A 13,699-nucleotide genomic window follows, 5' to 3' on the forward strand; every position below is an offset into this window, starting at 1 on the left:
TGACTGGCGGGTAACAGCGGTGTCGCCCGCCGCACGCGTTGAACACGGAGGTCCACGTGCGCGAATACAGCGCTCCCGCCGGGAAGCCGGTGGCCGACGACGAAAACATGTCCGATGTCGTCTGGGCGAACGCCGAGCGGTTCTCGGACGTGGTGAGCTTCCGCCGCCAGGTCGACGGTACCTGGCTGGACGTCACCGCCAAGGAGTTCGCCGGCCAGGTGCTGGCCGTGGCCAAGGGCATGGCCAAGGCCGGGATCGGCCGCGGCGACCGGGTCGCGATCATGTCGAAGACCCGCTACGAGTGGACGCTGATCGACTTCGCGATCTGGGCGGCGGGCGCGGTCACCGTGCCGATCTACGACACGTCCTCCCCCGAGCAGGTCTACTGGATCCTCTCCGACTCGGCCGCGAAGGGCGTGTTCGTGGAGACGAACGCCCACCGCGCGGCCGTCGACGAGATCCGGGACCGGCTCACCGAGCTGGACAACACGTGGCAGATCGAGGGCGACTCCCCCGCCGTCGAAGAGCTGGCCGCGCTGGGCGCGTCGCTGTCGGACGACGAGCTGCACGAGCGCCGCCGCGAGGTCAGCGCCGACGAGCTGGCCACCATCGTCTACACCTCGGGCACCACCGGCCGCCCCAAGGGCGTCGAGCTGACCCACCGCAACCTGCTGGCCGAGATCCGCGCCGACATCGAAGCGTTCCCGCAGCTGATGGAGCAGGGCAACTCGCTGCTGTGCTTCCTGCCGTTGGCGCACGTGCTGGCCCGCGCGATCGCCGTCACCGCGCTGACCGCCCGCGTCACCCTCGGGCACACCCCGGACGTCAAGAACCTGGTCGCCGACCTGGGCACGTTCCGGCCGACGTTCGTCGTCGCCGTGCCGCGCGTGTTCGAGAAGGTCTACAACTCGGCGAAGCAGAAGGCGCACGGCGACGGTAAGGGCAAGATCTTCGACGCCGCCGAGGCGGTCGCGGTCGAGTACAGCCAGGCGCAGGACACCGGCGGCCCCGGGCTCGGGCTCAAGCTCAAGCACCTGGCGTTCGACAAGCTCGTCTACGGCAAGCTGCGCGCTGCCCTCGGCGGCCGCTGCGTCGCGGCGGTGTCGGGTGGCGCGCCGCTGGGTGCGCGGCTGGCGCACTTCTTCCGCGGCATCGGCGTCCCGGTGTTCGAGGGCTACGGCCTGACCGAGACGTCCGCGGCGGCGAACGTCAACACCCAGACGGCGTTCCGCGTCGGCACGGTCGGCAAGCCGGTCAACGGCACGTCGGTCCGCATCGCCGACGACGGCGAGGTCATGCTCAAGGGCGACGTCGTGTTCCGGGCGTACTACAACAACCCCCAGGCGACCTCCGAGGCGCTGACCGACGGCTGGTTCCACACGGGCGACCTGGGCGAGCTGGACTCCGACGGCTTCCTGAAGATCACCGGCCGCAAGAAGGAGATCATCGTGACGGCGGGCGGCAAGAACGTCGCCCCGTCCGGCCTCGAGGACACGATCAAGGCGGCCCCGCTGGTCAGCCAGGCGATGGTGGTCGGCGACCAGCGCCCGTTCATCGCGGCACTGGTGACGGTGGACGAGGAGTACTTCCCGTCGTGGAAGTCCCAGCACGGCAAGCCGGAGGGTGCTTCCGTGGCGGATCTCGCCGCGGACCCGGACCTCCTCGCGGAGATCCAGGCCGCGGTGGACGAGGCGAACAAGTCGGTGTCCAAGGCCGAGGCGATCAAGAAGTTCACGGTGCTGGCCAACGACTTCACCGAGGCGGGCGGGGAGATCACGCCGAGCCTCAAGCTGAAGCGCAACGTGGTCACCAAGAACTACGCGAACGACATCGAAAGCCTTTACAAGAAGTAAGCGTCACCCGAGCCGCTGGGCCGTGACGAAGTCGCGGTACCAGCGGAAGCTCGACCTGGGCGTGCGAGCCTGCGTCGCGTAGTCCACGTGCACCAGGCCGAACCGGTGCTTGTACCCGTGGGCCCACTCGAAGTTGTCCAGCAGTGACCAGCAGAAGTACCCCCGCAGGTCGACTCCCGCCGCCGCGGCCGTGCGGGCCGCCTCGATGTGCTCGCTCAGGAACGTTATGCGCTCGTAGTCCGCGAAGTCGCTTCGGTCCGCGTACACGCAGCCGTTCTCCGTCACGTACATCGGCGGCAACCCCGGATAGCGGTTGTGCAGGCCCACCAGCGCTTCCGTCAGGCCCTCCGGCTCGACCGGCCAGCCCATGCCCGTGCGCGGGACGTCCGGCAGCCGCGTCGTGTCCACCCCGATGTCCGTCACCGTGCGCTGTGCCGGGTCGGGCTCGCGGTGGGGCGCGTCCGCCACGTGCAGCCGGTAGTAGTAGTTGACGCCCAGGTAGTCCAGCGGCGCGCCGATCGTCTCGAGGTCGTCGTCGAGCCGGAACGAAAAGTCCGAGACGCCGCTGAACATCGCCGCCAGGCCCGGGGCGTACCGGCCGCCGAACAGCGGGTCGGTGAACTGGCGGCGCAGCAGCGTGTCCTGGCGGGCCGCCGCCGCGGTGTCCGCCGCCGAGTCCGTCACCGGCACCGTGGGCGACTGGTTGAGCACGATCCCGAACTGGTGCTGCGGCGTCGCCTGGCCCCGCATCGCCTGGACCGCCAGGCCGTGCCCGAGCAGCAGGTGGTGCGCGGCGGCGAGCGCGCCGTGGCCCTCGCGCGCGCCCGGCGCGTGGCGGCCTTCGCCGTAGCCCGCCACCGCGCACGGGTACGGCTCGTTCAACGTCGTCCAGTGGTCGACGACGTCGCTCAGCTCCTCGTGCACCAGCGACGCGTACTCGGCGAACCGGTGCGCCGTGTCGCGGGACCGCCACCCGCCGGAATCCTCCAGTGCCTGCGGCAGGTCCCAGTGGTACAGCGTCAGGAACGGCTCGATCCCCTGCTCCCGCAACGCTTCCACGAGCCGGCGGTAGAAGCCGAGACCGCGGCGCTCGAAGCGGCGCCCGTCCGGCTGGACCCGCGGCCACGACACCGAAAACCGGTAGGAGTCGACGCCCAGCTCGCCGAGCAGGGCGAGGTCCTCGCGCCAGCGGTGGTAGTGGTCCGCCGCCGGCTCGCCGGTGTCGCCGCCTGCCACGGCGCCGGGGACCGCGGCGAAGGTGTCCCAGATGGACGGTCCGCGGCCGTCCGCGGTGGTGGCGCCCTCGATCTGGAACGCCGAGGTCGCGACGCCCCAGCGGAAGCCGGGCGGGAAGCTGGTGGTCACAGTGAGCTCCGGGAGGGTCAGCCCTTGAGCGCGCCCTGCATGATGCCACCGACGATCTGGCGGCCGAACAGCAGGAACACGAGCAGGACGGGGACGGTGCCGATGGTCGCGGCGGTGAGCACGAGCGTGTAGTCGGTGGTGTAGCCACTGGCCAGTGTGGACAGTGCCGTTTGGACGGTCGGGTTCTCCGGCACCAGCACGACCAGCGGCCAGAAGAAGTCGTTCCACGCCTGCATGAAGGTGAACAGGCCGAGCACCGCCGCGGCCGGGCGGGCCGCCGGCAGCGCGACGTGCCAGAACAGCCGCAGCGAGCCGCAGCCGTCCATCCGCCCGGCCTCCAGCAGCTCCAGCGGCAGCGCGCGTTCGAAGTACTGGCGCATGAAGAACACGCCGAACGCGGTGACCAGGCCGGGCACGATGACCGCCTGCAGCTGCCCGGCCCACCCGAAGTCGGCCATCATCATGTAGAGCGGCACGACACCGAGCTCGGTCGGGATCGCCTGGGTGGCGACCACGATCAGCAGCAGCAGGGTCCGCCCGCGGAAGCGCAGCTTGGCGAAGGCGAACCCGGCCAGCGTCGAGAACAGCACCACCGAGACGGTGATCGTGCCCGCCACGATCAGGGAGTTCCCCAGTGCCAGCGCGAAGTCCGTCTCGTCGAAGACGCGGGCGATGTTCTCGAACAGGTGCCCGCCGGGGACGAGCACCGGCGGCACGCTGCCGACGGCCTCCGTCGTCTGCGAGGAGACGACGAACGACCAGTACACCGGGAACGCCGAACCGGCCAGGATCGCGATCAGCGCGGCGTAGGTCCACGGGCTCGTGGCCCGCCGGACCAGCCGCCGCGCCCGGCCGGGCGGGCTCGGCGCCGCGGCGGGTGCCGAGGTCAGCACGGTGGTCATGTCGCTCCTCAGTCCGTTTGGATGCGCCGGGTCACCAGGTACGACAGGCCCGCGACGAGCATCGTGGCGACGGCCAGGATCAGCGCGATCGCCGAGCTGTAGCCGAAGTCGTACTTGGTGAAGCCCTGCTCGTAGAGGTAGAGCGCGGCGGTCTGGAACTGCCGGTCCGAGCCACCGGTGGCGGCGGCCGTGCCGGGGTTGAACAGCAGCGGCTCGGCCAGCAGCCGCATGTTCCCGGTCGTCGCGATCACCGTGGAGAAGATGATCTGCGGCCGCAGCAGCGGGACGGTGATCCGCCAGAACTGCTGCCACCCGCGGGCGCCGTCGAGCGTCGCGGCCTCGTACATGCTCGACGGGATCGCCTGCATCGACGCCAGGAAGATCAGCGCGTGGTAGCCGGTCCAGCGCCACACCACCATCGCCGCGATGGCGGTGTGCGAGCTGGCCGTACCGGCCTGCCAGTCGACCTGGCCGGCGCCGAACCAGCTCAGCACCCAGTTGACCAGGCCGAAGTCGCGGCCGAACAGCTGCGCGAAGATGATCGTCACCGCGGCCACCGAGGTGATGTTCGGCAGGATCATGCCCATCCGGAACAGCGTCCGCCCGCGCAGCCTGCGGTTGAGCAGGTGCGCGATGCCGAGCGCGAAGAGGATCTGCGGGATCGTGGTCAGCAGCCAGAGGCTGACCGTGTTCCCCATCGCGTTCCAGAAGTACGGGTCGTGGAACAGCAGCTGCTGGTAGTTGCCGAAGCCGATGAACGTCGCGCCCTCGGCGTCGAGCAGGTTCCGCTTCTGCAGCGACACGAACGCCGTGTACAGCAGCGGGAACAGCCCGAAGACGCCGAAGATGAGGAAGTACGGGCTGATGAAGCCGAACGGCGACAGCTTGACGTCCCACTTGTGCCGCCGGTCGGCCCAGGTGAGTGCCATTACTTCAGCTTCGAGACGTCACCGACGAGCTGGTCCCACGCCGCCGCGCCGTCCTGCTTGCCCTGCTCGACGCGCTGCATCGCGTTGCCGAACTCCGTCTGCACGTCGCCGGCCTTGGGGCCCTGGTACTGCGGGTTCAGCTTCTTGGCCGCGTCGGTGAACAGCTTGCCGACGGGGGCGTTGTTGAAGAAGGGGTTGGTGTACCCGGTGATCTTCGGGTCGTCGTAGAGCGACGGTGTGGAGGGCAGCAGGCCCTTGCTGGTGAACACCTTCGCCTGCTGCTCGGGCGCGGTCAGCCACGCGGCGAGCTCGGCGGCTTCCTTGGTGTGCTTGCCCTGCTTCGGCACGGTCAGGTACGAGCCGCCCCAGTTGCCGCCCCCGCCGGGCACGCTCGCGATGTCCCACTTGCCCGCGGTGTCCGGAGCCTGGTCCTTGATCTTGGTCATCATCCAGGCCGGGCACGTGACGGTGGCGAACTGGCCCTGGGTGAAGCCGGTGTTCCAGGTCGGGGTGCTGTAGAGCAGGCCGGCGCTCAGGTTCGCCTTGACCGCGTCGACCACGAGGTCCCAGCCCTGGCGCAGCGCGGGGTTGCTGCCGACGACGATCTGGTCGTTCTGGTCGTAGTAGCCGACCGGCGCCTGGCCGACGATCGCGTTGAGCACGGTCGGGCCGCCGTCCATGAACTTGACGCCGTTCGGCGCCTTGGCCTGGAAGCGCTTGCCCGTTTCGAAGAACGCCTGCCAGGTCGGCCAGAGCGCGGAGACGGCGTCGCGGTCGGCGGGCAGCTGGGCCTTTTCGAACAGGTCGCGGCGGTAGCAGATGGCCAGGCCGCCGACGTCGGTGCCGTAGCCGATCTGCTGCCCGCCCTTGCCCAGCGACGCCGCCCACTTCCAGCCCAGCCAGCGGTCCTTGAGCTTGTCGCCGCCGACGGTGTTGAGGTCGACGAACTTGTCGGGGTTCGCCTTGAACTGGGCGACGTACCCGGTGTCGATCGCTTCGATGTCCGCGGCGCCGCCGCCGGTGGCCAGGTGCGCGGCGAGGTTCTTGTGGTGGTCGGAGTAGGACGCGGTCCGCTCGGTGATCTCGATGTCCGGGTGCGCGGCCTGGTACTCCTTGATCAGATCGGTGTAGCCGAAGTTGCCGAAGAGGCCGAGGCTCAGCTTGACCTTGCCACCGCCGGCGTCGCTGCTGCCGCAGGCGCTCAGGGCCATGGCGGCGGCGCAGACGACCGCCAGGACGAGGCGGGGTGTCGTTTTCGGGCGCATGAGATCTCCGTTGTTCTGCGGGCCGGTCGGAAAACGCGGGACCCATGAGAGCGCTCCCAGTAGCCATCCGTCAAGTAACGAAATAATAACTAGGCTCGGCATTTACCCAGCCTGAGATCATGTGCTACAGATGTAACCGGTTACAGCACAGGAGGCACCATGGTCACGGCACGAGAGATCGCCCAGCTCTGCGGAGTCTCGGTCGCGACCGTGTCCCGGGTGTTCAACCGCCCCGCGACGGTGAGCGCGACGACGCGCGAGCACGTCGAACGCGTCGCCCGGGAACTCGACTTCTCGCCGAACGAGTCGGCGCGGGCGCTGTCGCGGCAGCGCTCGGCGATGGTCGGGCTGGTCTGGGACACCGACCACCGGCGGCCCGGCTGGCGGCACCCGTTCCTGCAGGACCTGTTGCTGGGTCTCAAATCCGCGCTCAGTTCGCACGGCTACCACCTGCTGCTGCTCGCGACGAGCGACGACGCCCGCGACCGCAACCCGGGCGTGTCGCTGGCCGACCCGATCGCGTACGTGAGCATGACCCGCCGCCACCACCTGGCCGGGCTGGTGCTGATCGACAGCGGGACGGACGCCGACGCGTTCGGCACGTTCGCCCAGTCCGGGCTGCCGTGCGTCGCGCTGGACGTGGCGCTGTCCGGGCCGCAGGCGACCTACGTGACGTCGGACAACGCCGCGGGCGCGGCGGAGGCCGTCCGGCACCTGGCCGCGCTCGGGCACCGGCGGATCGCGACGATCACCGGCCCGCGCGGCAACGCGCCGGCGGCCGCCCGCACCGAGGGCTACCGGCGTGGGCTGGCCGAAGCGGGGCTGGCGGCGCGCGAGGACTACGTGGTCACCGGGGATTTCTACCGCGAGAGCGGGTTCGTCGGGATGCGCCGGCTGCTGGCCCGCAAGGACCCGCCGACGGCGGTGTTCGCGGCCAGCGACGAGATGGCGGTCGGCGCCCTGCTGGCCGCCCGGGCGGCGGGGCTGCGGGTGCCGGACGACCTGGCGGTGGTGGGGTTCGACGACATCGAGGTGGCTTCCCTGGTCGACCCGGCGCTGACGACGGTGGCTCAGGACAAGCCGGGTTTCGGCACGGCCGCGGCGGGCGCGCTGCTGGCGATGATCGACACGGGCGTGGCCCCGGACCCGGTGCGGCTGCCCACGAAGCTGGTGGTCCGCGACTCCTGCGGGGCTTGAGTCAGCTCCCGGCGTACTCGGTGCGGATTTCGGCCAGGACGCGGCGGGCTTCCGTGGCCTCGCGGTCGTCGCGGCCCTTCGTGCGGGCGCACGTGACCAGGGTCTTCCAGAGCGCCCAGCCGCGGCCGCGGGCCCATTCCGCGTCGTCGACGGCCAGCCGCTCGCGGAACGCCCGGCGGCCGTCGCCGGTCAGCAGTGTCCACGCGATCGCCAGGTCGCAGGCCGGATCGCCGACCCCGCACGTCCCGAAGTCGATGACCGCGGCCAGCTCGCCGCCGGCGAGCAGGAGGTTCCCTTCGGCGACGTCGCCGTGGAACCAGCCCTCGACGCCGTCCCACGGGGTGTCCACTGCGGTTCGCCAGATCTCCCCCGCCCAGTCGTGGCCGTCGAGCGAGCGCCGGACGAGGTCGTCGAAGGTGCGCAAAGTGCCGCCGCGGAACCAGTTGTGCTTGCCCGGCCGCGGCGCGCCGGTGGTGTCGACGCCGCGCAGCGCCGTCAGGAATCCGGCCAGGTCGCCCGCGAATCCCACGGGGTCGGCGACGCGTTCTCGCCGCGCGGGCTCGCCGTCGAGCCACGGGTAGATCGACCACGCGAAGGGATAGTCCGCGCCCGGCCGGCCTTCCGCCAGCGGGACCGGGATCGGCACCGGCAGCCGGGGCGCGAGCGCCGGGAGCCAGCGCTGTTCCTTCTCGACCGCCAGGGCGTACTCGGCCGCGCTGGGCAGCCGCACGATCATCGCGTCGCCGAGGTGGAAGGTCCGGTTGTCCCAGCCGCCCTCGGCGACCGGGCGGACCGGAAGCTCCGCCCACTGCGGGAACTGCCCGGCCACGAGCCGGGACACCTGATCGGCGGCGACGGTGATGCGCTGGGGCGGCGGACCGAGGCTCACTGGATCTTCCCGTCCCAGTCGATGTGGTGCTCGTAGACCCAGCCCGGCTTTTCGCCGACCTCCTGCCCCGCGCTCGACGCGACCAGTTTCTCGACGCGCTCGCGCCGAAGTCCTTCGTACGCCGCGAAGGCCGACGCCGGGTCCGGCAGGTCGCGCAGGCACTGCGCGAGCACGACGCTGTCCTCGATCGCCATCGACGCGCCCTGCGCGTCGGCCGGGGCCGCGGCGTGCGCGGCGTCGCCGACGAGCACCATTTCCGGCGTCGACCAGATCCGCGTCCGCGGAACGTCGTAGGAGTGCCCGCCGAACACCTCGTCGCCGGTGGCGGCGATGATGTCCGTGCAGGGCAACGGTTCCCCGGCGAACGCCGCGTGCGCGAACTCGCGCCACCCCGCCGGGGTGACCGCCGCGATCTCCTCGCGGGAGCGTTCGGCGTCGGGGATGCGGGCGAACCAGAACGTCGCGCCGTCCGGGCCGGTCGTGAACCCGAAGGCCGCCTTGCTGCCGCGGACCATCCGGTAGATCCCGGCCGCCGACGGCAGCCCGGGCGCCCGCGTGTACCCCCAGACGATGGTCTGGCCGGTGTAGCGCGGCGCGTCGGCTTCCGGGTCGATCAGCGTGCGAACCACCGAATGCAACCCGTCCGCGCCGACCAACACGTCACCTGTTTCGGTGGTGCCGTCGGCGAATTCGGCCTCGATGCCGGTCCCGTCCGGCTTCGCGCCGACCAGGCGCTTGCCGTGTTCGAGCGGGACACCCCGGCGCGCGGCCTCCTCCTGCAGGACGCGGTAGAGCGTCGCGCGGGTGAGCGTGCGCGGGCCATCGAGGCCTTCGGTGCCGAACTCGCGGCGCCCGGCGGTCTCCCCGGTCGGGAGGACCAGCTCCACACCGTGGGCGGCGAACGAGCTGTCGATCACCGGCCGGTCGGCGCCGATCGCGCGCAGGGCGTCCATGCCGTTGTGCATGATCGTGAGGAACGCGCCGATGTCGTCCCCGCCCGCCGGGTAGGCCTCGAAGACGACCGGGTCGTGCCCGGCCAGCTTCAGCGCCATCGCCGTGACTGTGCCGGAAATCCCGCCACCCGCGACCAGTACCCGCACTCCGCGCCCCCTCGTGAACTCCGCGTGCCGCCGCTCACGACGTTACCGTGACGGCGGCACGCGGCGCTCACTCTTTGGCGCCACTGGCGGCGATGTCGCCGTTGAGGCCACGGGGGTAGAAGCCGCCCGAGTTCACCTTGTCCGGGTTCAGGTAGGCGATGTTGAGGACGCGGTCGGCGGAGCGGCCGAACGCGATGCCGTTCTCGTCCGCCGGGACGAGGTTCGCCTTGCCGTCCTTGAGCACGCCTTCGTCGTCGTCGGCCTTGCCGTCGAGGCTGTCGCGGGCGTCGGAGATCTTGTTCGTGACGTCGCCGAGGCCGCGTTCGAACAGCTGGCCGCGCACGATGCCCGCGTGGTAGGCCTCGACCGCGAGGATGCCCGCCGCCGCGTCGAGGAACGTCTTGTTGTTCACCAGCGGCGCCGCGCCCTTGTAGGCCGACACGCCGACGTCTTCGAAGAGGAACGCGGCGAGCAGGAAGTTGTTCTCGCTGGCGAACGGGTCGAACGTCTGCTTCTCGTTGATCACCCCGGCCGCCTGCATGGCGGCGGTGAAGCTGTTCTGGAAGTCGATCTCCGGCTGCGCGACGGCGGCGTTGCCGAGCGCCTTGCGGAGGAAGTTCACGTGGGCGACCTCGTCGCCGGCGATCTCCTGGACGATCTGCTTGGTGTGCTCGCTCTTGAACTTCACGCCGTGCCCGCCGGAGACCTTGCCGAGGTTGCCGACACCGTTGACGTACTTCTCGTTCAGCCCGTAGCCGTAGGCGGCGAACGAGTACAGGTTCGCCTCGAGGTACTCCAGGTTGAGCGCGAAGTTCAGCACCGCGGCGTCGCTGGCGGCGGCGTCCTGCTTGTTCTGCTCCGGGTACTGCGAAGTCGCGCCCGCCGAGCCGAGGCCCAGCGACAGCGCGGTACCGAGCGCACCGGCGCCCGCGACGCCGAGTCCCGCGGCTCCCGCAGCCTTGAGGAAGCGGCGGCGGTCGGTCGCGTTCTCCGCGCTGCGCTCGACGAGCTGCTCTGTGTAGCGTTTTCCGAACACCGGGGGACGTCCTCTCGTGACGAGTTCGTCCACCTCACCCAACGGTGATACGTACCTGGACGGCCCCCGGCTCGGTCAAATCGGGAAAAAGTTCTTCCCGATTACGTTTGCGCAGGTCAGCCGCGTTCGGCGGCGGCGAGCCGGACGCACACGGCGAGCGCGCGCACGGCCTCCTCGACGTCGGCGAGCTTCGGGAAGGTCGGCGCGATCCGGATCACGGCGTCGGCCGGGTCGTTCCCGTGCGGGTGGGTCGCCCCGGCGGGCGTCAGCGCGACGCCGGCCTCCTTCGCCAGCCGCACGACCTCCTTCGCGGTGCCCTGGGGCACGGTCAGCGAGATGAAGTACCCGCCGGTCGGCTTGGTCCAGGACGCGAGGTCCGACAGCTCCTCGGTGAGGATGCGGTCGACGGCCTCGAACTTCGGGCCGATGATCTCGGCGTGCTTGCGCATGTGGGCGCGGACGCCGGCCTCGTCCTTGAGGAAGAGGGCGTGGCGCAGCTGGTTGACCTTGTCCGGGCCGATGGTGCGCTTGCCGATGTTGCCGACCCACCAGGCGAGGTTGGCCTCGGAGGCGCCGAAGAAGCCCACGCCGGCGCCGGCGTAGGTGATCTTCGAGGTGGAGCCGAAGACGAAGACGCGGTCGGCGTTGCCGGCCTCCGCGGCCAGGGCGAGGACGTCGGCCAGGGCCGGCTCGTCGTCGGTCAGGTGGTGCACGGCGTAGGCGTTGTCCCAGAAGATCCGGAAGTCGGGCGCCGCGGTGCGCATGGTGGCGAGCCGCCGGACGACGTCGTCACTGAACGTGACACCGGTGGGGTTGCTGTACTTGGGGACGCACCAGATGCCCTTGACGGCCGCGTCCTCGGCGACCAGCGTCTCGACGGCGTCCATGTCCGGGCCCTCGGCGGTCATGGCGACCGGGACGAGCTCGATGCCGAAGCGCTCGGTGAGCGCGAAGTGGCGGTCGTAGCCCGGCACGGGGGCGAGGAACTTGAGGACGGGCTCATCGGCCCAGCGGCGCTCGGCACCGGGGAGCTTGGACAGCAGCGCCTGGACGACGGCGTCGTGCATGAGCTCGAGGCTCGAGTTGCCGGCGGCGAGCAGCTGCTCGGCCGGGACCTGCAGCGCGCCGGCGAAGATGCGGCGCAGCTCCGGCAGGCCCTTGAGGCCGCCGTAGTTGCGCACGTCGGTGCCGTCCTCGGCCTTGAAGGAGCCGTCGCCGGGGAGGGTCAGCAGGCCGTTCGCGAGATCGAGCTGCTCCGGGGAGGGCTTGCCGCGGGTGATGTCGAGGGAGAGGCCGCGGTCGACCAGGGCCGCGTAGTCGCGGCGGGCCGTGTCGACGTCGACGGAAGCAGTGGTCATGCCGTCAACGCTAAACCCGGCGTCGATACCATTTCGGGGCGGGTCCTGGCTAGGGTGATCGGTGTGCATTTGGTAGTCCACGCCGACCAGCGCCAGTTCTCGTTGCGCGACTCCCGTTCCCGCCTGGACGGAAGCGGCTGGACGGCATCGGCGGTCGAATCCCACCGGATCGGGGCGGAGCCGGGCGGCATCGCGATCGCCACGGCGCGGTCGGACCTGGTGGAGTCTTCGGTGACGCTGCTGCCCTCCCCGCCGCCGTTGGATCCCGCGGCCGAGCACGTGGTGGAAGCAGATCTTCCGGTTCCGAGCGGCCGGCTGGTGATTTCCGGACCCGCCGACTATCCGTCGCAGGAAAAGTTCTTTTCGGTGCTGCCGGGGTTGTACCGGGCGCGGGTGTCGTACGTGCCGGCCGGGCCGCCGTCGGCCGACTGGAACGACCACGAGTACGGGGAGCACTACCGGTACGTGGTGGTGATGTGGCCGGCGTCTTCACCCTCGGGGGTCGAGGTCCTGAGGCAGGGCGCGTCGGTTTGGGACGGTTAGAGGGCCGTCAGCGTCCCTTGAACACGTTCTCGCGATGCCAGGCGAAATACGGCTCTGCGTCCGGCGTGTGCGCCTCGCATCGACGTCCCTGCACTTTGGTGAGCAGACTCCGCATTCTTCCGTCGGGCAGCGCATCCGGCAACCGGACTCGAACCGAACCGTCGGCGCCGACGGTGATCCAGCCGGACTCGTAAAGGACGTCGCACCCGAAACTGCACGCGAGCATCGCGATGTGCGCCAGATTGCGACGCTCGTCGTCGGTGCAGGCGGCACGCTTCTTGATGTGCGCAGCGACCAGGAACTCGATCGGATACGAGTCTCCGCAAAGCGCGCACTCGGCGAACTCACGGGCGCCCGCGAGCAGCTTGCGGAGCTTCGCCTGCTCCGTGCGCACCTTGACCTGCGCCACCACGTCGAGCTCGCCGAAGTGCCGGTCAGCGGCGAGCTGGTCGGCAGTCGGCTCCGACAAAGTGATCGTCGGTGGCTTCGCCGTGGTGCGGACAACCGGAAGCCGGGCCAGCACCGCTCCGACGAAGGAACTGCGATGCCCCAGCTCGGCGACCGAGACCGTCACCGATCCCTTGGCGGCGAGCAGGTCCAGCCCCTCCTGCACGTCGCTGACGTCGACCGGACTTCCACCGGGCGACCGTCCCGTCCGCACGGTCGCCACGCCGTCCCTGACGTCGAGCACGGTGTTCGGCTGCCCGGTCGCGACCGTCCTGATTTCGGTCCCGAGCAGGTCGCGGAGGAGATCCTCCGCGGAGGGCAGCACCGGGGTGGCGGCCGGACCGTCCGCCAGGTCGGCCGCCAAGTCGGCAGCGTCACCGATGCCGTATCCGGGAACTTCGAGCCGGATCCGGATCCGCTTCCGGTTGTTACCTTCGCGCACCACTCCTTCGGGCCGGCCGATCCGGCCCTGGGGGCTCGTGATGTCGAGCCGCAATCGTTCGATGTCGGCGATCCTCGCGAGGTCCAGCGGGCCGCGGAGCAGTGTCCGCTGATCCTCGGACAGTTCCGATGGCCGCTGCGGTGCCAAGATCGCCGACAGCAGTACCGCCCGCCGATCACGCAGTCGCGAGAGCAACAACGTCAGCGCCGGGACGTAGTCACTGTTCCGCGGACGGCTGTCGCCCGCGGTCCGGCCACCGGCACTCTCGAGCACGACGCTGAGGACTCCCGCGTCGACCTCGACACGGTACTGGGCATTGAGCTTCTTGCCGTCGTCATCTCGCAGCTCCACAGCCACAACAGTGGGGGGACGC

At 70.4% G+C, this 13,699-nt stretch carries 12 protein-coding genes; 3 read left to right on the top strand and 9 right to left on the bottom strand.

The window, feature by feature from the left end:
- Positions 1 to 56 precede the first annotated feature (56 nt).
- Positions 57 to 1,853 carry an AMP-dependent synthetase/ligase gene (locus ACWEVP_RS22155; protein WP_452064455.1) on the top strand — a complete coding sequence of 599 codons (1,797 nt, stop codon included), beginning with the start codon at positions 57 to 59 and terminating at the stop codon, positions 1,851 to 1,853.
- A gap of 3 nt (positions 1,854 to 1,856) precedes the next feature.
- On the opposite strand, the gene ACWEVP_RS22160 is transcribed toward ACWEVP_RS22155, so the two are convergent.
- Genes ACWEVP_RS22160 through ACWEVP_RS22175 form a run of 4 tightly spaced genes read right to left on the bottom strand, consistent with a single transcriptional unit; the run spans position 1,857 to position 6,314 of the window.
- Positions 1,857 to 3,218, bottom strand: a complete 1,362-nt coding sequence (locus ACWEVP_RS22160) for a GH1 family beta-glucosidase (RefSeq protein WP_452064456.1) — start codon at positions 3,216 to 3,218, stop codon at positions 1,857 to 1,859.
- A gap of 17 nt (positions 3,219 to 3,235) precedes the next feature.
- Positions 3,236 to 4,120 (bottom strand): carbohydrate ABC transporter permease, encoded by an 885-nt coding sequence (locus ACWEVP_RS22165; protein ID WP_452064457.1) that lies wholly within the window; start codon positions 4,118 to 4,120, stop codon positions 3,236 to 3,238.
- Between the two features lie 8 nt (positions 4,121 to 4,128).
- The gene (locus tag ACWEVP_RS22170; protein ID WP_452064458.1) at positions 4,129 to 5,049 is read right to left on the bottom strand and encodes a carbohydrate ABC transporter permease; all 921 of its coding nucleotides are present in this window, start codon (positions 5,047 to 5,049) and stop codon (positions 4,129 to 4,131) included.
- Positions 5,049 to 6,314 (bottom strand): ABC transporter substrate-binding protein, encoded by a 1,266-nt coding sequence (locus tag ACWEVP_RS22175; protein ID WP_452064459.1) that lies wholly within the window; start codon positions 6,312 to 6,314, stop codon positions 5,049 to 5,051. Before ACWEVP_RS22175 ends, ACWEVP_RS22170 begins: the two co-directional genes overlap by 1 nt.
- Before the next feature lie 159 nt (positions 6,315 to 6,473).
- Between ACWEVP_RS22175 and ACWEVP_RS22180 the strand changes: the two genes are divergently transcribed.
- Positions 6,474 to 7,511: a LacI family DNA-binding transcriptional regulator gene (locus ACWEVP_RS22180; RefSeq protein ID WP_452064460.1), complete on the top strand. Its 1,038-nt coding sequence runs from the start codon at positions 6,474 to 6,476 to the stop codon at positions 7,509 to 7,511.
- Position 7,512: 1 nt separating this feature from the next.
- Here ACWEVP_RS22180 and ACWEVP_RS22185 read toward each other — a convergent pair whose 3' ends face one another.
- From ACWEVP_RS22185 to ACWEVP_RS22200, 4 genes are all read right to left on the bottom strand, one after another.
- Entirely contained in the window at positions 7,513 to 8,400 is an 888-nt protein-coding gene (locus ACWEVP_RS22185; RefSeq protein ID WP_452064461.1) for an aminoglycoside phosphotransferase family protein, read from the bottom strand.
- The gene (locus tag ACWEVP_RS22190; protein ID WP_452064462.1) at positions 8,397 to 9,500 is read right to left on the bottom strand and encodes an FAD-dependent monooxygenase; all 1,104 of its coding nucleotides are present in this window, start codon (positions 9,498 to 9,500) and stop codon (positions 8,397 to 8,399) included. The genes ACWEVP_RS22185 and ACWEVP_RS22190 overlap by 4 nt, the downstream gene beginning before the upstream one ends.
- Before the next feature lie 67 nt (positions 9,501 to 9,567).
- The gene (locus ACWEVP_RS22195; protein ID WP_452064463.1) at positions 9,568 to 10,536 is read right to left on the bottom strand and encodes a ferritin-like domain-containing protein; all 969 of its coding nucleotides are present in this window, start codon (positions 10,534 to 10,536) and stop codon (positions 9,568 to 9,570) included.
- Between the two features lie 116 nt (positions 10,537 to 10,652).
- Positions 10,653 to 11,894 carry an aminotransferase class I/II-fold pyridoxal phosphate-dependent enzyme gene (locus tag ACWEVP_RS22200; protein WP_452064464.1) on the bottom strand — a complete coding sequence of 414 codons (1,242 nt, stop codon included), beginning with the start codon at positions 11,892 to 11,894 and terminating at the stop codon, positions 10,653 to 10,655.
- A gap of 63 nt (positions 11,895 to 11,957) precedes the next feature.
- On the opposite strand from ACWEVP_RS22200, the gene ACWEVP_RS22205 reads away from it, so the two are divergent.
- Positions 11,958 to 12,437, top strand: coding sequence for a hypothetical protein (locus ACWEVP_RS22205; protein WP_452064465.1), 480 nt, complete (start codon positions 11,958 to 11,960; stop codon positions 12,435 to 12,437).
- A 7-nt stretch (positions 12,438 to 12,444) separates the two neighbouring features.
- Here ACWEVP_RS22205 and ACWEVP_RS22210 read toward each other — a convergent pair whose 3' ends face one another.
- A complete protein-coding gene (locus ACWEVP_RS22210; RefSeq protein ID WP_452064466.1) occupies positions 12,445 to 13,677 on the bottom strand; it encodes a hypothetical protein in 1,233 nt (410 codons plus the stop codon).
- Positions 13,678 to 13,699 lie beyond the last annotated feature (22 nt).

The sequence above is a fragment of the Amycolatopsis sp. NPDC003865 genome, from assembly GCF_053605345.1.